The sequence below is a fragment of the Burkholderia pyrrocinia genome, assembly GCF_001028665.1.
Taxonomy (GTDB): Bacteria; Pseudomonadota; Gammaproteobacteria; order Burkholderiales; family Burkholderiaceae; genus Burkholderia; species Burkholderia pyrrocinia.
This window is the reverse complement of sequence record NZ_CP011503.1, coordinates 2,631,728-2,654,101: the sequence shown is the minus strand read 5'-3', so window position 1 is coordinate 2,654,101 and position 22,374 is coordinate 2,631,728. Positions and strand designations below refer to the sequence as shown.

Annotated in this window: 21 protein-coding genes; 6 read left to right on the top strand and 15 right to left on the bottom strand. The window is 66.7% G+C overall.

What is annotated here, in order from left to right:
- Positions 1-60 precede the first annotated feature (60 nt).
- Complete coding sequence (ftsH, locus tag ABD05_RS12200) at positions 61-1,959, bottom strand: ATP-dependent zinc metalloprotease FtsH (RefSeq protein WP_047900349.1); 1,899 nt, start codon at positions 1,957-1,959, stop codon at positions 61-63.
- 166 nt (positions 1,960-2,125) lie between these two features.
- Positions 2,126-2,788: an RlmE family RNA methyltransferase gene (locus ABD05_RS12195; protein ID WP_047900348.1), complete on the bottom strand. Its 663-nt coding sequence runs from the start codon at positions 2,786-2,788 to the stop codon at positions 2,126-2,128.
- 193 nt (positions 2,789-2,981) lie between these two features.
- Between ABD05_RS12195 and ABD05_RS12190 the strand changes: the two genes are divergently transcribed.
- Entirely contained in the window at positions 2,982-3,509 is a 528-nt protein-coding gene (locus ABD05_RS12190; protein WP_047900347.1) for a YhbY family RNA-binding protein, read from the top strand.
- 49 nt (positions 3,510-3,558) lie between these two features.
- On the opposite strand, the gene ABD05_RS12185 is transcribed toward ABD05_RS12190, so the two are convergent.
- The 8 genes from ABD05_RS12185 to gloB form a co-directional block, all read right to left on the bottom strand.
- The gene (locus ABD05_RS12185) at positions 3,559-4,017 is read right to left on the bottom strand and encodes a DUF4149 domain-containing protein (protein WP_047900346.1); all 459 of its coding nucleotides are present in this window, start codon (positions 4,015-4,017) and stop codon (positions 3,559-3,561) included.
- Positions 4,018-4,031: 14 nt separating this feature from the next.
- A complete protein-coding gene (gene greA, locus ABD05_RS12180; RefSeq protein ID WP_047900345.1) occupies positions 4,032-4,508 on the bottom strand; it encodes a transcription elongation factor GreA in 477 nt (158 codons plus the stop codon).
- A 118-nt stretch (positions 4,509-4,626) separates the two neighbouring features.
- The gene (gene carB / locus ABD05_RS12175) at positions 4,627-7,881 is read right to left on the bottom strand and encodes a carbamoyl-phosphate synthase large subunit (RefSeq protein ID WP_047900344.1); all 3,255 of its coding nucleotides are present in this window, start codon (positions 7,879-7,881) and stop codon (positions 4,627-4,629) included.
- Positions 7,882-7,930: 49 nt separating this feature from the next.
- Positions 7,931-8,590 (bottom strand): leucine efflux protein LeuE, encoded by a 660-nt coding sequence (gene leuE / locus ABD05_RS12170; protein WP_047900343.1) that lies wholly within the window; start codon positions 8,588-8,590, stop codon positions 7,931-7,933.
- 37 nt (positions 8,591-8,627) lie between these two features.
- Complete coding sequence (carA, locus tag ABD05_RS12165) at positions 8,628-9,773, bottom strand: glutamine-hydrolyzing carbamoyl-phosphate synthase small subunit (RefSeq protein WP_047900342.1); 1,146 nt, start codon at positions 9,771-9,773, stop codon at positions 8,628-8,630.
- A 376-nt stretch (positions 9,774-10,149) separates the two neighbouring features.
- The gene (locus tag ABD05_RS12160) at positions 10,150-11,367 is read right to left on the bottom strand and encodes an MFS transporter (RefSeq protein ID WP_047900341.1); all 1,218 of its coding nucleotides are present in this window, start codon (positions 11,365-11,367) and stop codon (positions 10,150-10,152) included.
- Between the two features lie 158 nt (positions 11,368-11,525).
- Complete coding sequence (locus ABD05_RS12155) at positions 11,526-13,085, bottom strand: transglycosylase SLT domain-containing protein (RefSeq protein ID WP_047900340.1); 1,560 nt, start codon at positions 13,083-13,085, stop codon at positions 11,526-11,528.
- A gap of 151 nt (positions 13,086-13,236) precedes the next feature.
- Positions 13,237-14,043 carry a hydroxyacylglutathione hydrolase gene (gene gloB, locus ABD05_RS12150; RefSeq protein ID WP_047900339.1) on the bottom strand — a complete coding sequence of 269 codons (807 nt, stop codon included), beginning with the start codon at positions 14,041-14,043 and terminating at the stop codon, positions 13,237-13,239.
- Positions 14,044-14,061: 18 nt separating this feature from the next.
- Between gloB and ABD05_RS12145 the strand changes: the two genes are divergently transcribed.
- Genes ABD05_RS12145 through dnaQ form a run of 3 tightly spaced genes read left to right on the top strand, consistent with a single transcriptional unit; the run spans position 14,062 to position 16,087 of the window.
- The gene (locus ABD05_RS12145; RefSeq protein WP_047900338.1) at positions 14,062-14,874 is read left to right on the top strand and encodes a class I SAM-dependent methyltransferase; all 813 of its coding nucleotides are present in this window, start codon (positions 14,062-14,064) and stop codon (positions 14,872-14,874) included.
- The gene (gene rnhA / locus ABD05_RS12140) at positions 14,871-15,314 is read left to right on the top strand and encodes a ribonuclease HI (protein WP_031401007.1); all 444 of its coding nucleotides are present in this window, start codon (positions 14,871-14,873) and stop codon (positions 15,312-15,314) included. Before ABD05_RS12145 ends, rnhA begins: the two co-directional genes overlap by 4 nt.
- 38 nt (positions 15,315-15,352) lie before the next feature.
- Entirely contained in the window at positions 15,353-16,087 is a 735-nt protein-coding gene (dnaQ, locus tag ABD05_RS12135; RefSeq protein ID WP_047900337.1) for a DNA polymerase III subunit epsilon, read from the top strand.
- A gap of 34 nt (positions 16,088-16,121) precedes the next feature.
- Here the strand turns inward: dnaQ and ABD05_RS12130 are convergent, their stop codons facing one another.
- On the bottom strand, positions 16,122-16,454 hold the full coding sequence (locus ABD05_RS12130) for a YnfA family protein (RefSeq protein WP_047900336.1): 333 nt from the start codon (positions 16,452-16,454) through the stop codon (positions 16,122-16,124).
- Positions 16,455-16,996: 542 nt separating this feature from the next.
- Here ABD05_RS12130 and proP point away from each other — a divergent pair.
- Positions 16,997-18,481: a glycine betaine/L-proline transporter ProP gene (proP, locus tag ABD05_RS12125; protein ID WP_047900335.1), complete on the top strand. Its 1,485-nt coding sequence runs from the start codon at positions 16,997-16,999 to the stop codon at positions 18,479-18,481.
- Between the two features lie 109 nt (positions 18,482-18,590).
- Here proP and ABD05_RS12120 read toward each other — a convergent pair whose 3' ends face one another.
- Complete coding sequence (locus tag ABD05_RS12120; RefSeq protein WP_082146089.1) at positions 18,591-18,797, bottom strand: hypothetical protein; 207 nt, start codon at positions 18,795-18,797, stop codon at positions 18,591-18,593.
- 183 nt (positions 18,798-18,980) lie between these two features.
- Positions 18,981-19,610, bottom strand: a complete 630-nt coding sequence (locus tag ABD05_RS12115; protein ID WP_047900334.1) for a glutathione S-transferase — start codon at positions 19,608-19,610, stop codon at positions 18,981-18,983.
- A 179-nt stretch (positions 19,611-19,789) separates the two neighbouring features.
- Between ABD05_RS12115 and ABD05_RS12110 the strand changes: the two genes are divergently transcribed.
- Entirely contained in the window at positions 19,790-21,013 is a 1,224-nt protein-coding gene (locus tag ABD05_RS12110; protein WP_047900333.1) for a polyhydroxyalkanoate depolymerase, read from the top strand.
- On the opposite strand, the gene ABD05_RS12105 is transcribed toward ABD05_RS12110, so the two are convergent.
- Together ABD05_RS12105 and ABD05_RS12100 are read right to left on the bottom strand one after the other, a co-directional pair.
- The gene (locus tag ABD05_RS12105) at positions 21,000-21,665 is read right to left on the bottom strand and encodes a phosphoribosyltransferase (RefSeq protein WP_047900332.1); all 666 of its coding nucleotides are present in this window, start codon (positions 21,663-21,665) and stop codon (positions 21,000-21,002) included. The genes ABD05_RS12110 and ABD05_RS12105 overlap by 14 nt on opposite strands.
- 126 nt (positions 21,666-21,791) lie before the next feature.
- The gene (locus ABD05_RS12100; RefSeq protein ID WP_047900331.1) at positions 21,792-22,313 is read right to left on the bottom strand and encodes a phospholipase D-like domain-containing protein; all 522 of its coding nucleotides are present in this window, start codon (positions 22,311-22,313) and stop codon (positions 21,792-21,794) included.
- Between the last annotated feature and the right edge of the window lie 61 nt (positions 22,314-22,374).

Sequence of the window (22,374 nt, the reverse complement as noted above, 5' to 3'; positions counted from 1 at the left end):
TGAATGCAAAACGGGCCGGTGTGAAGCCACACCAGCCCGTGAACGGTGCTAAAGCGGAGGTTATGCCGCCGGCGAAGCAGGCGCCGGCGCGGTGCCGGGCTTGACCTCGGCGCTGCTGCCACCGCCCGACGAATCGCCGCCGACGGCCGGCGAGCTCTTCGGCGAGCGCGGCGGACGGCCTTCCATGATGTCGTTGATCTGATCGGCGTCGATCGTCTCCCACTCCATCAGCGCGGCCGTCATCGCTTCGACCTTGTCGCGGTTTTCGTCCAGCAGGCGCCGCGCGAGGTTGTACTGATCGTCCAGCACGCGGCGGATTTCCGAATCGACCTTCTGCTGCGTCGCTTCCGAGATCGTGCGCGTGAAGCCGCGGCCGAACGGCGACGCATCGTTCTCGTCGTCGACGTAGACCATCGGTCCGAGCGCATCGGTCATGCCGAAGCGGGCGACCATCGCGCGCGCCGTCTGCGTTGCCTTGTTGAAGTCATCCGATGCGCCGGTGCTGACGAGATTCATGAACAGCTCTTCCGCCACCCGGCCACCGAACAGGATCGCGAGGCGGTCCAGCAGGTAGTCCTTCGAGTACGTTTCGTTGTCATGCTCCGGCAACTGCCACGTGACACCCAGCGCACGGCCGCGCGGGATGATCGTGACCTTGTGCACGGGGTCGGCCTTCGGCAGCAGCTTCGCGACCACCGCGTGGCCCGACTCGTGGTAAGCGGTCGCGCGCTTCGCTTCCTCGCGGATCACGGCCGACTTGCGCTCCGGACCCATGAAGATCTTGTCCTTCGCGTCCTCGAAATCCTGCATCTCGACGATGCGCTTGCCGCGGCGTGCGGCGAACAGCGCCGCCTCGTTCACGAGGTTCGCGAGATCGGCGCCCGAGAAGCCCGGCGTGCCGCGCGCGATGACTGCCGCGTCGACGTCGTTCGAGATCGGTACCTTGCGCAGGTGCACGCGCATGATCTGCTCGCGGCCGCGGATGTCCGGCAGACCGACGTAGACCTGGCGGTCGAAACGGCCCGGACGCAGCAGTGCCTTGTCGAGCACGTCGGAACGGTTGGTTGCAGCGATCACGATCACGCCCGAGTTCGCCTCGAAGCCGTCCATCTCGACGAGCATCTGGTTCAGCGTCTGCTCGCGTTCGTCGTTGCCGCCGCCCATGCCGGCGCCGCGATGACGGCCGACCGCGTCGATTTCGTCGATGAACACGATGCACGGTGCATGCTTCTTCGCCTGCTCGAACATGTCGCGCACACGGGCCGCGCCGACGCCGACGAACATTTCGACGAAGTCCGAACCCGAGATGCTGAAGAACGGCACCTTCGCTTCACCCGCGATCGCGCGAGCGAGCAGCGTCTTGCCGGTACCCGGCGGGCCGACGAGCAGCACGCCGCGCGGAATGCGGCCGCCCAGCTTCTGGAATTTCTGCGGATCGCGCAGGAAGTCGACCAGCTCGGACACTTCTTCCTTCGCTTCGTCGCAGCCCGCGACGTCGGAGAAGTTCACTGCGTTGTTGTTCTCGTCGATCAGCCGCGCTCGCGACTTGCCGAACGAGAAGGCACCGCCTTTGCCGCCCCCCTGCATCTGCCTCATCATGTAGAACCAGAACACGATGATCAGGATTGTCGGCCCGAGGTAGTACAGCGCGGACATCAGCGCGTTCGGCTCGTCGTCGGCCTTGCCGCTGACCTGCACGCCGTACTTCATCAGATCGCCGACCATCCAGATGTCGCCGGGCGACACGATCTGGTATTTCTGGCCATCAGCCGGAGTGACGGTGAGGTTGCGCCCCTGAACGATGACGTTCTTGACCTTGCCGTTCTTGGCGTCGTCCATGAACTGCGAATAGGACACGCCTTCCTGAACGCGGGGCTTGTCGAACTGCTTGAACACCGTAAACAGCACCAGTGCGATCACTAGCCACACCGCTGCCTTCGAAAACATATTGTTGTTCAAAGCACCACTCCTTCACTCGTAGACGAGCGCCTACATTTTCCTTGCGGCGCCCCTCGGTCATTCTAATCCAGTCCGACCACCCTCGCCATAAGCATTGACAACCGCCGCGATAGCGCTTCGCTTGTCTGGCAAGGGCCGGAGCCCGTTTCCGGCACTCCGCTCCGCGTCAGCGCGGATGCTTCAGATGCCGGCCCAAAATGAACGTTTCGGACGATTTGTCGCGGGACGCCTTGGGCTTGCGCGGCGCGACGGTCTTAAACTGCTGTTTGAATTTCTCGACGATCTGGCTGTAGCCGCTGCCGTGAAAGCATTTCACGAGCAACGCACCATCCGGCTTCAGATGGTTCTGCGCGAATTCGAGCGCCAGATCGCAGAGATGCTCGATGCGCGCCGCATCCGCCGAGGCCACGCCGGAGAGGTTGGGGGCCATGTCCGAAATAACAAGGTCTACCGCGCGACCTTCGAGCACTTCCTCGAGCTGGTGGAGCACGTCGTCCTCGCGGAAGTCGCCCTGGATGAAGTGGACGTCGGCGATCGGCTCCATCGGCAGCAGGTCGAGCGCGATGATCGTGCCGTCGATGCCGCCTTCGCGCTCGGTGTCGCGCTTCTTGCCCTGCGCGAGCTTGTTGCGGGCATACTGGCTCCAGCTGCCCGGCGTCGCGCCGAGATCGACGATCACCTGGCCCGGACGGACCAGCTTGTCCTGCTCGTCGATTTCCTTCAGCTTGTACGCGGCACGCGCGCGATAGCCCTCCCGCTGCGCCATTTTGACGTACGGGTCGTTGATGTGGTCGTGCAGCCAGTGCTGGTTGAAGCGGTTTTTTGCCATTCGAGAGAGAGATTGCTGCCATTTGCTTCGTGAAGCCGCGCTTTTAGCGGATAATACGCGTCTTCTTCGCGCGGCTGCGGCCCCTTTTCAGGCCCAAGCCGCGATTTTACGTGGTTTCGGCGCACGGCTGACGCGGTAACTTCCCGCGATCGTTTTTCAGGCCGCGTGCCCCTATTTAGATTTCGACATTTCCATGCCCGCCCTTTCGCTTTCTCCCGCCGAGCGCTCCGCGCTGCGCTCCCAGGCCCATGCGCTCAAGCCCGTCGTGCTGATCGGGGCCGAAGGGCTGACCGACGCCGTGCTGAAGGAAATCAAGGTGCACCTCGCCGCGCACCAGCTGATCAAGATCCGCGTGTTCGGCGACGAACGCGACGAACGCATCGCGATCTACGACGAGATCTGCGACCGCCTGAGCGCGGCGCCGATCCAGCACATCGGCAAGCTGCTGGTGATCTGGAAACCCGAGGCCGCCGCAGCGGCCCCGGCCCGCGGCCGTCGCGCCGGCACGCTGCCGAGCGCGGCCGAAGCCGCCGACGACAGGAAAGGCCGCGCACCGCGCACGGTCAAGGTCGTCAAGGTATCGCCGAACGCGAGCCCCGTGCGTCGCCCGAAGCCGACGAAGGTCGTCGTGCGCGGCAACGAGCGCGTGACGGCGGGCGGCAACGTGAAACGTGCGAAAAAGCGCCAGGCAAGCACCAAGCGGCCGTTCCAGGACAAGTAAAACGCGTACGCGGCACGGAGCACGCCGTGCCGCCCTGCCCGCGCGGCGCTCAGGCGTCGCGCGCCGGCAGACGCCAGATCAGCATCAGCCCCAGCACGCTCTCGACGAGATAGAACACGCTCGAGACGCCGTGCAGCATCCCGAAGCGACTCGCATACGGCGAGTTCGCGATATCGGTGCCCGCCTCCATCGCGGCCACCCGCAGCGCGTTCATGAACGGCTGCAGCGCGAAATACCCGACCAGCACGCACACGACCATCGCGGCGACGATCCAGCGCACGCGGCGATATTCGCTGCTGCCGCGCCGCACCTGCTGGTTCGACAACGCGAGCAGCAGCACGCCGCACACGACACCGAGGATCGCCTCGATACGGAACAACTGGGCGGCGACCGAACCGGCCGTCATTCGCTCCAGCGTCTTGAACAGCACGGGCGCGACCGCATACCCGATCGTCAGCAGGCTGCCGACCCATACGGCCGACAGCAGACGGAACACGCGATGCGGCATCACGTCGCCCCGCTTCAGATGTAGCTGACCGAGATGATTTCGTATTCGCGCACGCCGCTCGGCGCCTGCACGGCCGCGACGTCGCCTTCGGTCTTGCCGATCAGGGCGCGCGCGATCGGCGAGCTGACCGAGATCAGGCCGTGATCGATATCGGCTTCGTCGTCGCCGACGATCTGGTACTTGACGGTGTCACCCGACTCGAGATCCTCGAGTTCGACCGTCGCGGCGAACACCACGCGGCCATCGGCGTCGAGCACCGTCGGGTCGATGATCTGCGCGGCAGACAGCTTCGATTCGAGTTCCGCGATGCGGCCCTCGATGAAGCCCTGTTTTTCCTTCGCGGCATCGTATTCGGCGTTTTCGGACAGATCGCCCTGTGCGCGGGCCTCCGCGATCGCGTTGATCACGGCCGGCCGCTCGACGGATTTGAGGCGCTGCAATTCATCGCGCAGTTGCTCTGCGCCACGCTTTGTCAACGGAATGGTGCTCATAAACGGCTCAATCGCTAAAAACGGCTTTAAAAAAAATCACCGCGATTAAGCGCGTTTCCGATGAACCGGAAACACCGCTTAACCGCGGCACGTATTGCTTCGACAGGAAACTGACTGCTTAGTTTAGGCGAGCGTGAAGACCTTGTAAATCATAGACTTCCAGATCCTTCAAGTAGCGCAAGCCTTCGACGGCCGCGCGCGCGCCCGACATCGTCGTGTAGTACGTGACCTTGTGCGCCTGTGCGCTCATGCGGATCGAACGCGAATCGGCGATCGCCTGGCGCGTCTCGTCGACCGTCGTGAACACGAGTGCGATCTCGCCGTTCTTGATCATGTCGACGATGTGCGGACGGCCGTCCTTCACCTTGTTCACGACCTTCACCGGCACGCCGGCCGCTTCGATCGCGGCAGCCGTGCCCTTGGTCGCGACGATCGGGTAGCCGAGGTCGTGCAGCATGCGCGCGACTTCGACGGCCTTCGGCTTGTCGGCGTCCATCACGGTCAGCAGCACCGTGCCCGACTCCGGCAGGCGCGAACCGGCCGCGAGCTGCGACTTGAACAGCGCTTCGCCGAACGTCTGGCCGACGCCCATCACTTCGCCGGTCGAACGCATTTCAGGCCCGAGGACCGGATCGACGGTCGGGAACTTCACGAACGGGAACACGGCTTCCTTCACGCTGAAGTACGGCGGCTCGACTTCCTTCGTCACGCCCTGCTGCGCGAGCTTCTGGCCGACCATCGCGCGCGCCGCGATCTTCGCGAGCGGCAGGCTGGTCGCCTTCGACACGTACGGCACCGTGCGCGATGCGCGCGGGTTCACTTCGAGCACGTAGATGATGTCCTGCTTCGAACCGTCCGCCTGCGGCACCTGCTGGATCGCGAACTGCACGTTCATCAGGCCGACCACGTTCAGCGCCTTCGCCATCGCGCCCGTCTGGCGCTTCAGCTCGGCCACGGTTTCCTTCGACAGCGAGTACGGCGGCAGCGAGCATGCCGAGTCGCCCGAGTGGACGCCCGCCTGCTCGATGTGCTCCATCACGCCGCCGATGAACACGGCTTCGCCGTCGCAGATGCAGTCGACGTCGCACTCGATCGCGTCGTTCAGGAAGCGGTCGAGCAGCACCGGCGAATCGTTCGACACCTTCACGGCCTCGCGCATGTAGCGCTCGAGGTCACGCGGCTCGTGGACGATTTCCATCGCGCGGCCGCCCAGCACGTACGACGGGCGCACGACCAGCGGATAGCCGATTTCCTCGGCAAGCTTGAGCGCCTCGTCTTCGGCGCGCGCGGTGCGGTTCGGCGGCTGGCGCAGGCCGAGATCCTGCAGCAGCTTCTGGAAGCGTTCGCGGTCTTCGGCCGCGTCGATCATGTCCGGCGACGTGCCGACGATCGGCACGCCGTGCGCCTCGAGGTCGAGCGCGAGCTTCAGCGGCGTCTGGCCGCCGTACTGGACGATCACGCCGACCGGCTTTTCCTTGTCGACGATCTCGAGCACGTCTTCGAGCGTCAGCGGCTCGAAGTACAGGCGGTCGGACGTGTCATAGTCGGTCGACACCGTTTCCGGGTTGCAGTTGACCATGATCGTTTCGTAGCCGTCCTCGCGCATCGCGAGCGCCGCGTGCACGCAGCAGTAGTCGAACTCGATGCCCTGGCCGATCCGGTTCGGGCCGCCACCCAGCACCATGATCTTCTTGTTGGTGGTCGGCTGCGCCTCGCACTCTTCCTCGTAGGTCGAGTACATGTACGCGGTTTTCGTCGCGAATTCGGCCGCGCAGGTGTCGACGCGCTTGTAGACCGGGCGCACGTTCAACTCGACGCGGCGCTTGCGCACGTCTTCCGGCGTCGCGCCGAGCAGCTTCGCGAGCCGGCGGTCGGAGAAGCCGCTCTGCTTCACGTAGCGCAGCTCGTCGAACGTCAGCGACGCGAGCGTGCGACCCGCGAGCGCCTTTTCCTTCAGGATGATCTGCTCGATCTGCTCGAGGAACCACGGGTCGATCGCGGTTTCGGCGAAAATTTCCTGGGCCGTCATGCCGATGCGGAATGCGTCGCCGACATACCAGATGCGATCCGGGCCCGGCTCGTGGATCTCGATCGCGATCTCGTCGCGGTTGGTCGACTTTTCGTCGAGACCGTCGACGCCGACTTCGAGGCCGCGCAGCGCCTTCTGGAACGATTCCTGGAACGTGCGGCCGATCGCCATCACTTCGCCGACCGACTTCATCTGCGTCGTCAGGCGCGAATCGGCTTCACGGAACTTCTCGAACGCGAAGCGCGGGATCTTCGTGACGACGTAGTCGATCGTCGGCTCGAACGACGCCGGCGTCTGGCCGCCGGTAATTTCGTTCTTCAGCTCGTCTAGCGTGTAGCCGACCGCCAGCTTAGCCGCGACCTTCGCGATCGGGAAGCCGGTCGCCTTCGATGCGAGCGCCGACGAACGCGACACGCGCGGGTTCATCTCGATGACGACCATGCGGCCGTCCTTCGGGTTGATCGAGAACTGCACGTTCGAGCCGCCCGTGTCGACGCCGATCTCGCGCAGCACCGCGAGCGATGCGTTACGCAGGATCTGGTATTCCTTGTCGGTGAGCGTCTGTGCCGGCGCGACCGTGATCGAGTCGCCGGTGTGCACGCCCATCGGGTCGAGGTTTTCGATCGAGCAGACGATGATGCAGTTGTCGGCGCGGTCGCGCACGACTTCCATCTCGTATTCCTTCCAGCCGAGCAGCGATTCCTCGATCAGCAGTTCGCGCGTGGGCGACAGGTCGAGACCGCGCTTGCAGATCTCCTCGAACTCTTCGCGGTTGTACGCGATGCCGCCGCCCGAGCCGCCGAGCGTGAACGACGGACGGATCACGACCGGGTAGCCGCTGCCGCCCGTCTCCGCCATGATCTCGCCGTGCACCTTGGTCGCCTCTTCCATCGAATGCGCGATGCCCGACTTCGCGGAACCGAGACCGATCTTGGTCATCGCTTCCTTGAACTTCTGGCGGTCTTCCGCCTTGTCGATCGCTTCCGGCGACGCGCCGATCAGTTCGACGCCGAACTTCTCGAGCACGCCGTGGTGGTGCAGGTCGAGCGCGCAGTTCAGCGCGGTCTGGCCGCCCATCGTCGGCAGGATCGCGTCCGGGCGCTCCTTCTCGATGATGCGCGCGACGACTTCCCACGTGATCGGCTCGATGTAGGTCACGTCGGCCGTGTTCGGGTCGGTCATGATCGTCGCCGGGTTGCTGTTGACGAGAACGACCTTGTAGCCCTCCTCACGCAACGCCTTGCAAGCCTGCGCGCCCGAATAGTCGAACTCGCACGCCTGGCCGATGATGATCGGGCCGGCGCCGATGATGAGGATGCTCTTGATGTCTGTGCGTTTTGGCATGGCTTGTGAATTCAATAAGTAATCGTTGTCGTGGGTCGGCCGGCAGCGCTCAGCTCATGGTCGCGAGCGCAAGCTTCACCGAGAAACCGATGAACAGGCCGCCCACGCTGCTCGCCGCGCCTGCCGCAAGCTTGCGGCGGCGACGGAAATGCTCGGCGAGCCGCGCGCCCGCGAAGATCAGCGTGCTCAGGTACAGGAAGCTCGCGCATTGCGCGATCGCCCCGAGCACGACGAACGACAGCGCGGGATGCGGGAATGCCGGGTCGACGAACTGGATGAAGAACGAGATGAAGAACAGGATCGCCTTCGGATTCAGCAGGCTGACGATCAGCGCCTTGCGGAACGGCCGCTCGCCGTCGACCGCCTGCGGCGCGTCAGCCGGCGCATTGGCCGGCGCGCGCAGCTTCTGCCACGCGCTGCGCAACATGCCGGTGCCGATGTAGAGCAGATATGCGGCGCCGCCGTACTTGACGACGGAGAACAGCAGCGGATTGGCCTTCAGCAGCGACGCGACGCCCGCGGCGGACAGCACCATCAGCACCGTATCGCCGACGAACACGCCGCAGGCCGCGCGATAGCCGGCCTTCACGCCGCGCTGCGCCGCGAGCGACAGCACGTACATCGAGTTCGGCCCCGGCAGCAGGATGATGAAGATCACGCCGAACACATAGGTCCAAATATCCGTGATGCCGAGTGCGTGGCCGAACATGATGCGAATCTCCCGTCCTTCGGTTGCGTCAGTTGCGTTAAGCGTTGCGCTGCTTCGCCGCGTCCATCAGCGCGGTGAAACGGTCGAACAGATAGCCGATGTCGTGCGGGCCCGGCGACGCTTCCGGGTGACCCTGGAAGCAGAACGCCGGCTTGTCGGTCAGCTCGAAGCCCTGCAGCGTGCCGTCGAACAGCGAGACGTGCGTCACGCGTGCGTTGGCCGGCAGCGAATCCGCGTCGACCGCGAAGCCGTGGTTCTGCGACGTGATCACGACACGGCCGTCGCCGAGATCCTTCACCGGGTGGTTCGCGCCGTGGTGGCCCGTCTTCATCTTCAGCGTCTTCGCGCCGACCGCGAGGCCCATGATCTGGTGGCCGAGGCAGATGCCGAAGGTCGGCACGCCGCGCTCGATGAATTCCTTCGTGGCCGCGATCGCGTAATCGCACGGCTCCGGATCGCCGGGGCCGTTCGACAGGAAGATGCCGTCCGGATTCAGCGCGAGCGCATCGGCCGCGCTCGCCTGCGCGGGCAGCACCGTCACGTGGCAACCGCGCTCCGCGAGCATGCGCAGGATGTTGTACTTGACGCCGAAATCGTACGCGACGACGCGGTACTTCGGCGCTTCCTGCATGCCGTAGCCGCCCTCGAGGCGCCATTCCGTCTGCTTCCACTCGAACGGCTTGGCGGTCGACACGACCTTTGCGAGATCCATGCCCGCAAGGCCCGGGAACGAGCGCGCGAGCTCGATCGCCTTCGCCTCGTCGGCCGAACCGGCCAGGATGCAGCCGTTCTGCGCGCCCTTGTCGCGCAGGATGCGGGTCAGCTTGCGGGTATCGATGCCGGCGATCGCGACGACGCCTTCGTCGCGCAGGTAATCGCCGAGCGTGCGGTCCATGCGGAAGTTCGATGCGAGCGTCGGCAGATCACGGATGATCAGGCCGGCGGCATGGACTTTGGTGGCTTCGACGTCTTCGGCGTTGACGCCGACGTTGCCGATATGCGGGTAGGTGAGCGTCACGATCTGGCGCGCGTAGCTCGGATCAGTCAGGATTTCCTGATAGCCGGTGATCGCGGTATTGAACACGACTTCGCCGATCGTGTGGCCTTCGGCCCCGATCGAATAACCACGAAAGACCGTGCCGTCGGCGAGTGCAAGCAAGGCGGGAGAAAAAGACGGCAACACGGGAGGCTCCTTGGGGAACACCCTGCTGCCGACCTGTTTACCCTGCCGCGCGAGCGCCGCGCTGCGTGGGCGCGCGTGGTCGCTAGCTGGACGCGACCTGTGCTGTCGAGACGCGAACCCGGCGCGTGGCGCACGAGGCTTCGCGGCATCGCCCGGCAGGCGGCGTGCGGCGGATGAACGGGATGAAAGAGGTAGGCGCTAGGGTGCGAGGTTGATCAGCACAAACTTTCAAATTATAGCCTGAAAAAGGCCTTATCTTCAATCGATATGGCCGTCCGATCATGCGCGCGCCGCCGCCGGCAGCGCGGTGCGGCAGCACGCGCAACGTACTGCGGCCCCGTTTCCGCGGCCGCCCTGCCCCCAGCGTACCGCCGGATCAGTGCGCTTGGCCAGCGCCGCGCGCGGGCCACACGTACCAGACCGCACTCGCGAGCTGCAGCGCAAGCAGCACGCCCCACGCGGTGAAGTGCGCGGCAGCCGGATAACGGCCGTCGACGGCGGGCCAGTGCGACAGCACCGCGCCGACACCGATCTGGAACGCAAAGATCAGCAGGAAGATCACCAGCGTGAGCGTCGTGTTCGCGCGGCCGATCAGATGAGCGGGAAAGTGCCCGGCCATCACCGCGTAGGTCAGGATGCCGACGCCGCCGAACATCCCGTATGCAGCCCACAGCACGGCCGGCGGCAACGGCACGCGCGCGACGATCGCGACCTGCGTCGCGACGAACAGCGCCATGCCGACACCGCAGAACGCATAGACGGACACGCCGCGGCGCTCGAGCACGCGCGCCGCGGCACCGAAGCCGACGCAGCCGGCCATCATCGCGAAGCCGAGCACCGACACGAGGCGCGCGGCATGCGGCGCATCGAACCCCGCGACATCGCGCAGGTACGGCCCGACCCACAGCGACTGCATTGCGTAGAACACACCCTGCGTGACGACCGAGAACGACGAAATCTTCCAGAACGCGCGGCTGCTCAGGATGTGCCACGTGCCCTTGAACTGGCTGACGAGCCCGCCCTGGTGGCGCACCTGCTTCGCTTCGGGCGCGCCGAAGCCGATCGAGGCCGCGACGACCACCGTCAGCACCGCAAGGCCGAAACAGATCGCGCGCCAGTTCGTCCAGCCGAGCAGCCAGGTCAGCGGCGAACCGACCACGACGCCGCCGAGGCCGCCGACGGCCATCACGAGGCCGTTGACGAGCGGCAGCCGGCCGACCGGGAAATGCTGCGCGAGCGCCTTGAACGCCGCGCCGAGACACACCGACACGCCGACGCCGATCAGCAGCCGGCCGATCATCATCGTGCCGAGGCTGTGCGCGGCGCCGAACACGGCGGCGCCGGCCGCCGCGAACAGCAGCATGCCGGCCGTCACGCGGCGCGGGCCGAAGTGGTCGAGCATCACGCCGGCCGGGATCTGCGCGCCCGCGAAGCCGAGGAAATAGAGACTGGTGAGCAGGCCGAGATCGGCGGCCGACAACCCAAGCTCATGCGTGACGAACGGCGCGAAGCCCAGATTGACGCCGCGAAACACATACGACACGAAATACCCGATCGAAAACAGCGCGAGCACCCTCAACTGCACCGACGACATCGCTTCCCCTCGTTATATGAAGACGCTCGAAGCGGCACCCCCGCGCCGCGCACAAACGAAAACGCCGTCACCTCGGTGACGGCGTTTCGTCGCAATTCGTCGGATGATAGCGCAATCGCGCGACCGGGGCCGGCCGCCCGCTGCGCTTTGCAGCCGCGTTACTTCTTCTTGCTCTTGTGCGCGGCGGCCTTGGCCGGCGCGGCCTTCGCCGATTTGGCCGCCGGCTTTGCCGCGCCGCGCTTCGCGCCGTGCGACTTGCCGCCCACCGCCAGGCTGGCGCGCTCGATGTGCGCACTGCCGACCGACGTTGCGATCCGCTCCGGACCGGGTTCCGCCGGCACCGAACGGCCGACCGGTACGTGCAGCACGAGCGCCTGGCCCGGCATCGCGAGATCGCGATGCGTGCGGTTCCATGCCTTGAGCTGGCCGACCGATACGCCATAGCGGCCGGCGATCGCCGCCATCGACTGCTTGCGGCGCACGCGGATCAGCATCTTGCGCGTGTCGGGTACGTCCGGCTCCATCGCGAGCGCGCCGTTTTCGGCGACGTCGGCGCTGATGTCCTCGTCGTCGTCATCGCCGCGCGGCACGACGATCGTCGAGCCCGGCTTCAGGCGCATGCCAGCCGGAATCTTGTTGACCGACATCAGCGTATCGGCGTCCACGCCGATCTTCTCGGCGATCGCAGCCGGCCGCGCACGTTCGCTGACCGTGTAGGTGGTCCACGTCGAAAGCTGGCCGTTGTACGCCTTCAGGCTCTTCTCGAACGCGGACGCGTTGTCGAACGGCAGCAGGATCTGCGGCTCGGTCGCGCCGAGGATCACCGGCTTCGAGAACGACGGGTTCAGCGAGCGGAATTCGTCGAGCGACAGGTTCGCGAGCTTCGCGGCGACCGCGACGTCGATGTCGCGCGACGTCGTGACCGTAACGAAATACGGGTGGTTCGGGATGTCCGGCAGCGTCAGGCCGTACTGCTTCGGGCTCGCGATGATGTTCTTCACCGCCTGCAGCTTCGGCACGTAGTTGCGCGTCTCGTTCGGCATCCGCAGGCTCTGGTAGTCGGTCGGCAGGCCGGCCGCCTGGTTGCGCGCGATCGCGCGCTGCACGTTGCCCTCGCCCCAGTTGTACGCGGCCAGCGCCAGATACCAGTCGCCGAACATGTCATGCAGGCGCGACAGGTAGTCGAGCGCGGCGCTCGTCGACGCAAGCACGTCGCGGCGCTCGTCCTGCCACATGTTGCGCTTCAGGTTGTACGTGCGACCCGTGCCGGGCATGAACTGCCACATGCCGGCCGCCTTCGCGACCGACAGCGCCTGCGGGTTGAACGCCGACTCGATGAACGGCAGCAGCGCGAGTTCGGTCGGCATGTGACGCGCCTCGAGTTCCTCGACGATGTGGTACAGGTACTTCTGCGAGCGCTCGGTCATGCGCTGCACGTAATCGGGACGCTGCGTGTACCAGGTCGTCTGCATGTCGACGAGGTCGCTCTGCAGGTCGGGCATCTGGAAGCCGCGACGGATGCGGCCCCAGAGATCGGAGTCCGCACTGGTCAGGTCGCCGACGGATTGCTTGTCGACGTCGACAGTTTCTTTGGCGGTGGCTGATTTACGGAGGTAGTTGGACGTCGCCTGCGAATCGGCGGCGTTGTCGGCGACAGGAGCCTGGCTCGCACAAGCGGCGAGTAGCAGGACCACCATCGCACTCAATATAAGTCGCATGAAAATCTCGGCTTCCGACGGCTGGAAATTGCAGGCGATACTACGGAAGTGCGTGCTTCACGTCAATAAAAACACCGAAAACTCAGCGAAATCCTACATTTGGAGCAATTTTTACAGACTCCGCTTGAGCTTTGGAGTCCTCCAAAAATGATCATCGGAACCGATTTTTCCACTCGCGCATCAGCGTGAACGCCGCCAGACGATCCGGCACCGTTTCGTGGAGCTCGGCTTCGAGGGTCGCATGGATGGCCGTGCTGTCCGCCCGCATGAACGGGTTAACGGCACGCTCGTGCGCGATCGTAGTGGGCAGCGTCGGCACGCCACGCGCGCGCAATGCCTGCGCTTCGTCGCGCCATGCGGCGAGCGCCGCGTTGCCCGGTTCGCACGCGAGCGCGAAGCGGATATTGGACAGCGTATATTCGTGTGCGCAATGCACGCGCGTGTCGCCCGGTAGCGCCGCGAGCGCATCGAGCGACGCCAGCATCTGCGCGGGCGTGCCTTCGAACAGGCGGCCGCAGCCGCACGAGAACAGCGTGTCGCCGCAGAATACGTGCGGCACCGCGGCGCCCTGCCCGGCCGCCTGAAAATAGGCGATGTGACCGCGCGTATGACCGGGCACGTCGAGCACGTCGAACGCGATGGCCGGCGCGTCGAGCGTCACGCGATCGCCGCCCGAAAGCGGCCGCGTGACCACGCCGATCGCCTCGGCTGCAGGGCCGTAAACGGTGAGCGGCACATCGGCCGGTTGGCTATTGCGCAGCGCCTCGACACCGCCGACATGGTCGGCGTGATGGTGCGTGAGTAAAATAGCGGTCAACCGCCAGCCTCGTTCGGCAAGAACCCGGCGTACGGGCGCGGCTTCACCCGGATCGACGGCGATCGCATCGCGGCCGTCCGAGACGAGCCAGATGTAGTTGTCTTCGAATGCCGGAACCGGCACGTATTCCAGCTCGTTCATGGGCGCGCAATCATCGTTATGTCTGACCGTCAAATTATAGACTGGCCCGCCTGGACCGACTCGCCTCCCGGCCGCTACGTGCTGGGCTGGGAGCAGGCGCAGCTCGACCGGATCGTGTCCGACGTCTTCGGGTTCCACGCGCTGCAGCTCGGCCTGCCGCAGCTCGACGCACTGCGCGAGAACCGCATGCCGTATCGCGGCCTCGTGCTCGATCCGGCAAGCGGCGCGAGCGCGCCGTACCAGTATCCGTGGGCACGCGAAGCGCACTCGCCGGAGCACGCGCCCGCCGATCGCAGCACAACCTGGTGCGACCTGCTCGACCTGCCGTTCGAGTCGCAGAGCGTCGACCTGATCGTGATGCCGCACACGCTCGAGTTCACGTCCGACCCGCACCGCCTGCTGCGCGAGGCCGAGCGCGTGCTGATGCCGGAAGGCCAGCTCGTGATCACCGGCTTCAATTCGCTCAGCCTGTGGGGCATGCGGCAATCGTTCGGGCGCATGGCGAACCACCCGTTCGTGCCGGCCACGCGCGACCAGATCGCGTTCATCCGGCTCAAGGACTGGATCAAGCTGCTCGGCTTCGACCTCGAACGCGGCCGCTTCGGCTGCTACCGGCCGCCGCTCGTCACCGACAAGTGGCTGGCGCGCTACGGCTTCATGGAAGCCGCGGGCGACCGCTGGTGGCCGATCTTCGGCGCCGTCTACATGGTGACGGCGGTCAAGCGCGTGCGCGGCATGCGCCTCGTCGGCCAGATCAAGATGAAGAAGCCCGTGCTCGCACCAGGCCTGACGCCCGCGGCCTCCCCGACTACCCATCAAGAACATTCATGACAACCGATACGATCGACATCTATACCGACGGCGCCTGCAAGGGCAACCCCGGCCCCGGCGGCTGGGGCGCACTGATGCGCTACGGCGACCGCGAAAAGGAGCTGTTCGGCGGCGAGCCCAACACGACCAACAACCGCATGGAGCTGATGGGCGTGATCGCCGCGCTCGAGGCGCTGAAGCGGCCGTGCCAGGTGATCGTGCACACCGACTCACAATACGTGCAGAAAGGCATCAGCGAGTGGATCCACGGCTGGAAGAAGAAAGGCTGGATCACCGCGGCAAAAACACCCGTGAAAAACGCCGACCTGTGGAAGCGGCTCGACGCACTCGTCGCGCAGCACGAGGTCGAGTGGCGCTGGGTCAAGGGTCACGCGGGCCATCCCGAAAACGAGCGCGCCGACGCGCTCGCGAATCGCGGCGTCGAATCGCTCACGGCCTGAACGCCGGCCACTCCCCTGTTTCCTTTGCTTTTCCCGACATGCGCCAGATCATTCTCGATACCGAAACCACCGGCCTGAACGCCCGCACGGGCGACCGCCTCATCGAAATCGGCTGCGTCGAGCTGCTGAACCGGCGGCTCACCGGCAACAACCTGCACTTCTACGTGAACCCCGAGCGCGACAGCGATCCGGGCGCACTGGCGGTGCACGGCCTCACGACCGAATTCCTCAGCGACAAGCCGAAGTTCGCGGAAGTCGCCAGCCAGATCCTCGACTTCGTGAAGGACGCCGAGCTGATCATCCACAACGCGCCGTTCGACCTTGGCTTCCTCGACGCCGAATTCGCGCGGCTCGACCTGCCGCCGTTCACCGAACATTGCGGCGGCGTGATCGACACGCTCGTGCAGGCCAAGCAGATGTTCCCCGGCAAGCGCAACTCGCTCGACGCGCTGTGCGACCGCTTCGGCATCAGCAACGCGCACCGTACGCTGCACGGCGCACTGCTCGACTCGGAGCTGCTCGCCGAGGTGTATCTCGCGATGACGCGCGGCCAGGACAGCCTCGTGATCGACATGCTCGACGACGCGGGCGCCGGCGGCGGCTCGGCAAACGGCCAGCGCGTGTCGCTCGCCGCGCTCGACCTGGCCGTGGTGGCCGCGAGCGACGACGAGCTCGCCGCGCACCAGGCGCAGCTCGACGAACTCGACAAGTCGGTCAAGGGCGCATGCGTGTGGCGCAAGTCCGCCGACGCGGACGCCGCCGAAACGGCCTGACGTATCCGGCGCACGGCACGCGCTGCGGCCGCGCTTACGCGCGCGGCTGCAGCGCGATGACCGCCATCCCGCCGAGCGCCAGCACCGCGCCGGCCGCATCCCAGCGGGTCAGCGCGACGCCGTCGACCACCCGCAGCCAGATCAGCGCAACCGCGATATACACGCCGCCGTACGCGGCATAAGTGCGCCCCGCGGCGCTCGGGTGCAGCGTCAGCAGCCACGCGAACAACGCGAGCGACAGCGCGGCCGGCACCAGCAGCCAGACCGGCCGGCCGCCCTTCAGCACGAGCCACGGCAGGTAACAGCCGACGATTTCGGCCAGCGCGGTAGCGGCGAACAGCGCCGCGATCCTCATCAGTTCGGTCATCCGTTTCCTCGTGAATTCGGCCCCCGTCTCCGGGGGCTGCACGGCCCCGCCGCGCGCCGCCGATCATACCCGAGCAGGCCGCGCCGGACGCCCCGCCAGACGGGCGTCTCCCGGCAATTTGCACGATCATCCGTCATCGTGCTATCATGTCGCCTGTTTCAACATTCAATCTCTGTCTATTCGATTTCGCGAGAAGTCCGTCCGCGCGTTGTACGCCGGCGCTTCGACCGAAATTGCACCCACAGGAAAGCCCGCCCGACAGGCCCGCTTTTCTCGTTTCGTTGCCCCTTTCGGGGCGCTTGCCGGAACGCCGGACCTTCGTCCGCACCGGCATCTGCCGCCAGCTTCACGCGGCCCATTCTTCATGAGCGCACTGTCGCGACGGCCCATCGGGCCCGCGTCGAAGCAGCCCCTTACGGCCCTTTACCGCCTCTTGCGCAGTAAGTGCTTAATGGCCTGCCCCGACGCGCCGCACGCGACACCGCGCTTGCCGGCAAACCGTGTCGGACGGCCCGCCCGTTCCGGCGCAGTCAAAGGAGTGCATGACCTTGACCGCAACACACGCCAGCCCGACCGCTGCTTCTTCCTCCCCTTCGTCCGGCGACGCTCCGCTCGCCGCTGACGACATAACCGTCGTCGACCAGAGCCTGCTCAAGCGCGCCGTCAGCGCGATGGCCATCGGCAATGCGATGGAATGGTTCGACTTCGGCGTCTACAGCTATATCGCCGTCACGCTCGGCAAGGTGTTCTTCCCGTCCAGCAGCCCGTCCGCGCAGTTGCTCGCGACCTTCGGCACGTTCGCGGCCGCGTTCCTCGTGCGTCCGCTCGGCGGCATGGTGTTCGGCCCGCTCGGCGACCGCATCGGCCGCCAGCGCGTGCTTGCCGCGACGATGATCATGATGGCCGTCGGCACCTTCGCGATCGGCCTGATCCCGAGCTACGCGTCGATCGGCATCATGGCGCCCGTATTGCTGCTCGTCGCCCGCCTCGTGCAGGGCTTCTCGACCGGCGGCGAATACGGCGGCGCAGCCACCTTCATCGCCGAGTTCTCGACCGACAAGCGCCGCGGCTTCATGGGCAGCTTCCTCGAGTTCGGCACGCTGATCGGCTATGTGATGGGTGCGGGCGTCGTCGCACTGCTGACTGCGTCGCTGTCGCAGGAGGCGCTGCTGTCGTGGGGCTGGCGCGTCCCGTTCCTGATCGCCGGCCCGCTCGGCCTGATCGGCCTCTACATCCGGATGAAGCTCGAGGAAACGCCTGCGTTCAAGCGCCAGGCCGAAGAGCGCGAAGCGCAGGACAAGGCCGTGCCGAAGGCGCGCTTCCGCGAAACGCTGATGCGCAACTGGCGTGCGCTGCTGCTGTGCGTCGGCCTCGTGCTGATCTTCAACGTGACCGACTACATGGTGCTGTCGTACCTGCCGAGCTTCATGTCGTCGACGCTGCACTTCGACGAATCGCACAGCCTCGTGCTCGTGCTGATCGTGATGGTGCTGATGATGCCGATGACGCTGTACGCCGGCCGCCTGTCCGACAGGATCGGCCGCAAGCCGGTGATGCTCGCCGGCTGCGTCGGGCTGCTGGTGCTGTCGATCCCGTCGATGATGCTGATCCATACGGGCACCACGGCGTCGGTGTTCGGCGGCCTGCTGATCCTCGGCGTGCTGCTGTCATGCTTCACCGGCGTGATGCCGTCGGCGCTGCCGGCGCTGTTCCCGACCGAGATCCGCTACGGCGCGCTCGCGATCGGCTTCAACGTGTCGGTATCGCTGTTCGGCGGCACGACGCCGCTGGTGACCGCGTGGCTCGTCGAAGTGACGCACAACCTGATGATGCCCGCGTATTACATGATGGGCGCCGCCGTGATCGGCATCGTGTCGGTCGTCGCGCTCGCGGAAACCGCGCGCCAGCCGCTGAAGGGCTCGCCGCCGGCCGTCGCGACGCGCCGCGAAGCGCACCAGCTCGCGCGCCAGTTGCGCGAGGAGGACGACTCGGAGATCTACAGCGTCGTGTCGCCCGCACGCGCCTGAGCGTCGCCCATGAAAAAGCCCCGGCCGAAGCCGGGGCTCGATCGAATCCGATTCGCCCGACCGGCTTGCGCCGGCCGGGCTTTTTTTCATCCTTCGGCCGCGAGCACCCTCACGCTTGCGCTTCGCAGTGACGGCAGAACAACAGCGCACGCGACCGCGACACCGCCGCCTGCGCACCGCGTGCCGCGACGATCAGCCCGATCTGGCCGAGATTGAAGTCGCGCTCGACCATCAGCTGCGTCAGCGCGGCAAGCGGCAACACGACGGACGGGTGGTACAGGCTCGATTCGATCAGGGCTTTCATCATCGGCTCCATCTGGCAATGCGTGATTCGATGGAGTGGATTCTAGGGACCGGCCGCTTCCGGATAAACAGCGCGAATGCGAAGTCACTTGTCAGCCGCCGAGAACAATCGGCGGCGGCTTGCCGGGCGGGGCCGAGCGGGCGGCAGGCAACGGCGCGGGGCAGCCTCGCGCCGTGCCGCCAGAGGCCGCCAGGCCTAGACGAGCGGCGTTTCGACGAACGCCGGCAGCGCTTCCGCCCGCGCCGAATGCGCGGCAAGCGCCGGATAACGGGCCGGATCGATCCGCGCGAGCACCGGGTAATCGGCCGCCATGAACTGCGTGAAGCGCCACGCGACCGCAACCGTCACGTCGGACTGCAGCAGGCGCGCGCCGCCGAACCAGCCGTTCGCGGCCGCGACGAGCGGCTCCAGCTCGCCGTATGCGCCCTCGAGCTGGCTCAGCACACGCTCGATCCACGGCGCGTGCTGCTTGTCGAACGGGCGCAGCGCCTGCTCGTAGACGATCTGCACGGTCTTCTCGGCCGCCGCCAGCGCGAAACCGACCGGCACGAGCGTGCGCAGCCGTGCGTCGGCGGCGTCGGGCAGCAGGCGCCGCTCCGTCGCGACCAGGTGATCGAGATAGTCGACGATCAGCGACGAATCGAGCAGCGTTGCGCCCTCGTTGGTCACGAGCGTCGGCGCCTTGACGGCCGGGTTGACCGTCCTGAATTGCTCGAAATGACGGAACACCGAGATCGACTCGTGTTCGAACGGCAGGTCGAGCAGCTTCGCCGAAATGGCGACACGGCGTACGAACGGGGAATCCAGCATGCCGATCAGCTTCATCGCAAACGCTCCGCTAAAGGGGAATGGGACCGACGACTGTAGCAGCGTCGCGAGTCGTCGCCTAGCGTGTTCATGCGTCCGTCCGCTTGATAGGCATCGGTCGGCAGCGCATCAGCCCCCGCAACCCGGCCACAGTGACCATAATGCAGGTTCACGCCCCTTCCGTCCCAAGGTTCGCCATGTGGTATGCCCTCGTCGAGCAGCAGCGGGAATGGATGCGCGCCTGGCGCGAGGCGACGCGGCACGCGTTCGATGCATGGCCCGCCGCGACACTGCCGCACGCCGCGTCGTCGTGCTATGACGACCTGTTCGAGCCGCTGCTCGGGCAGCCGGTCGGACCGCCGCGCTTCGACATCGCGCGACCCGCGATCGGCGAGCGGGTTGCCGCGTGCACGCCGTTCTGCGACCTGCGGCACTTCACGCGCGCCGATGCGCAGCGCACGGTGCTGCTGTGCGCGCCGCTCGCCGGGCACGCGGCCGTGATGATGCGGGAAACCGTCGAGACGCTGCTCGCCGACGGCGACGTGTGCGTGACCGACTGGCGCAACGCGCGCGACGTGCCGCTCGCGTCGGGCCGCTTCGGGCTCGACGAGTATGTCGCGACGCTCGACGGCTTCGTCGACGGGCTCGCACTCGACGATCGGCCGCTGCACGTCGTCGCCGTATGCCAGGCGACCGTGCCGGCGCTCGGCGCGCTCGCGCTGCGCGCCGCGCGCGGCCTCGCGCCGCCCGCGAGCGTCACGCTGATCGGCGGCCCGCTCGACGCGCGCCTGAATCCGAGCGCGCTCGGCACCGCCGCGGCCACCCGCCCGCTCGACTGGTGCCGCCGCCACCTGATCGACATCGTGCCCCCCGGCTTCGCGGGGCACGGCCGTCACGTGTTCCCGACCTATCTCCAGCAGGGCGAAATCGCGCTGATGTACCCGCAACGCTTCATGTCGCTGATCGAGGCGTACGCGCTGGCCGCGACGCGCTTCGACATGGCGGCGCTCGCCGGTGCGCGGCGCGCGCTGCTCGAATACACGGCGCTGCTCGACATGCCGGCCGAATATTTCCTCGACACGGTCGACATCGTGTTCCAGCGCATGTGCCTCGCGAACGGCACGTGGAACGTGGGCGGACGGCGCGTCGAGCCTGCCGCGCTGCACGGCGTCACGCTGCTGACCGTCGAAGGCCGATGCGATGCGGTCACGGGCGCCGGCCAGACGCATGCGGCACTCGACATGTGCAGCGGCCTCGCGGCCGACGAGCGCCATCGCGTCGATATCGACGATTGCGATCACTACGGGCTGTTTACTGGCGCGCGCTGGCGCGGCAATGTCCATCCGATGCTGCAGCGCGTGTTCGCGCTGGCCGAGGCCGGCCGCCCTCGCCCGCGCTCGCGCCGGATCAGGCGGACGTGATGCCGCGTTGCGTGCGGGCCGCGTCGAGCAGCGTACGCACCTCGTCGTCGCTCGTTTGCTCGAAGCGCGCGTAAAACTGGCTGATCCCGAAGAACGGTCGCGGCTGCGATACCGTGACGAACGCGTCGGCCAGGTCGTCGAATCCATGCAGCGCGCCCGCCGGCGCGACCGGCGCAGCCGCGACGATCCGCGCGGGGTGGCGCTCGCGCAGCGCCTGCAGCGCGACGCGCATCGACGCGCCGGTCGCGACGCCGTCGTCGACGACGATCGCGATGCGACCCTCGACCGGCAGCGGCGGCGCGGTGCCGCGATACAGCACATCGCGGCGATGCAGCTCGGCCGTCTCGCGCACGATCACGTCGGCGAGCTGTGCGTCGGTCACGCCCATCGAGCGGATCACCGAACGTTGCAGATGCATCGCGCCGCCGGTTGCAATCGCGCCCATCGCGAGCTCGGGGTCGTTCGGCACACCGAGCTTGCGCACGACCAGCACGTCGAGCGGCGCGCGCAGCGCGCACGCGACCGGATACGCGACGGGCACGCCGCCGCGCGGCAACGCGAGCACGACGACATCGCTACGCCCCGCGTAGTCGCTCAGCGCGCCGGCCAACTGGCGGCCCGCATCGGCGCGATCGGTAAAACACTCGGTCACGATCGGCTCCCTGCCGTTGCGCCGGATGCGCGAAACCCGCGCCGGCCCTTGTCAACGAGCATGGTTCATCGGCAGCGCCGATGCAAGCAGGGTCACACCGGCGCGCGCGGGCGCAGAAGGTAGGGGTCAGAGGCCGCCGGCCTGCCGGTACAGCCGCCAGAACGACTGCGCGTAGGATTGCGCGAGCTCGGGCGCGCGCTGGAACACGTTCACCGTCTCGGCACGCGCGGCCGCGCCGTCGGACAGCGTCGTCAGCGCGACGCTGTCGTCGACGATCACGAAGCGCGGCGCGGGATCGCCTTGCCGGGAATCAATCGCCACGTCGATGCCAGCGGATTTCAGATACCCCGCGCCGCTGGTCTTGCCCGCGCGCGGCGAGCGCACCAGCACGACGCGCACCTCGACGCCCCGCCCACGGGCCGCGCGCAGCGCGCTCGCGACGGCGGGCGGCACATGCGTGTAGCCGGCCAGCAGCACGCGGCGCTGCGCCTGTTCGATCAGGTCGACGGTCGCGTCGGCCGCCGCGTTGTCATACGAAAAGTACGTGCCGACCGATGCGGCGTCGGACGGAATCTGGCTGGCGTGGGCACTCGCCGCGCAGCAAAGCGCGGCGAGAAGGAAGGCGGCTGGTCTCATGGCGGGCGCCATTGTAGCGACGCCAATTCGCGTGGCAAGCGCCGGCTGCGACGCTGCGGCGCCGGCGCAACAC

Coding starts and splice junctions, on each gene's coding strand:
- greA (WP_047900345.1), bottom strand. CDS start 4,508: ATGAGCACCATTCCGTTGACAAAGCGTGGCGCAGAGCAACTGCGCGAT.
- proP (WP_047900335.1), top strand. CDS start 16,997: ATGACCTTGACCGCAACACACGCCAGCCCGACCGCTGCTTCTTCCTCC.
- gloB (WP_047900339.1), bottom strand. CDS start 14,043: ATGAACGAGCTGGAATACGTGCCGGTTCCGGCATTCGAAGACAACTAC.
- ABD05_RS12160 (WP_047900341.1), bottom strand. CDS start 11,367: ATGTCGTCGGTGCAGTTGAGGGTGCTCGCGCTGTTTTCGATCGGGTAT.
- ABD05_RS12190 (WP_047900347.1), top strand. CDS start 2,982: ATGCCCGCCCTTTCGCTTTCTCCCGCCGAGCGCTCCGCGCTGCGCTCC.
- rnhA (WP_031401007.1), top strand. CDS start 14,871: ATGACAACCGATACGATCGACATCTATACCGACGGCGCCTGCAAGGGC.
- carB (WP_047900344.1), bottom strand. CDS start 7,881: ATGCCAAAACGCACAGACATCAAGAGCATCCTCATCATCGGCGCCGGC.
- leuE (WP_047900343.1), bottom strand. CDS start 8,590: ATGTTCGGCCACGCACTCGGCATCACGGATATTTGGACCTATGTGTTC.
- ABD05_RS12120 (WP_082146089.1), bottom strand. CDS start 18,797: ATGGAGCCGATGATGAAAGCCCTGATCGAATCGAGCCTGTACCACCCG.
- dnaQ (WP_047900337.1), top strand. CDS start 15,353: ATGCGCCAGATCATTCTCGATACCGAAACCACCGGCCTGAACGCCCGC.
- ABD05_RS12115 (WP_047900334.1), bottom strand. CDS start 19,610: ATGAAGCTGATCGGCATGCTGGATTCCCCGTTCGTACGCCGTGTCGCC.
- ABD05_RS12185 (WP_047900346.1), bottom strand. CDS start 4,017: ATGCCGCATCGCGTGTTCCGTCTGCTGTCGGCCGTATGGGTCGGCAGC.
- ABD05_RS12155 (WP_047900340.1), bottom strand. CDS start 13,085: ATGCGACTTATATTGAGTGCGATGGTGGTCCTGCTACTCGCCGCTTGT.
- ABD05_RS12100 (WP_047900331.1), bottom strand. CDS start 22,313: ATGGCGCCCGCCATGAGACCAGCCGCCTTCCTTCTCGCCGCGCTTTGC.
- ABD05_RS12130 (WP_047900336.1), bottom strand. CDS start 16,454: ATGACCGAACTGATGAGGATCGCGGCGCTGTTCGCCGCTACCGCGCTG.
- ABD05_RS12110 (WP_047900333.1), top strand. CDS start 19,790: ATGTGGTATGCCCTCGTCGAGCAGCAGCGGGAATGGATGCGCGCCTGG.
- ABD05_RS12145 (WP_047900338.1), top strand. CDS start 14,062: ATGTCTGACCGTCAAATTATAGACTGGCCCGCCTGGACCGACTCGCCT.
- ABD05_RS12195 (WP_047900348.1), bottom strand. CDS start 2,788: ATGGCAAAAAACCGCTTCAACCAGCACTGGCTGCACGACCACATCAAC.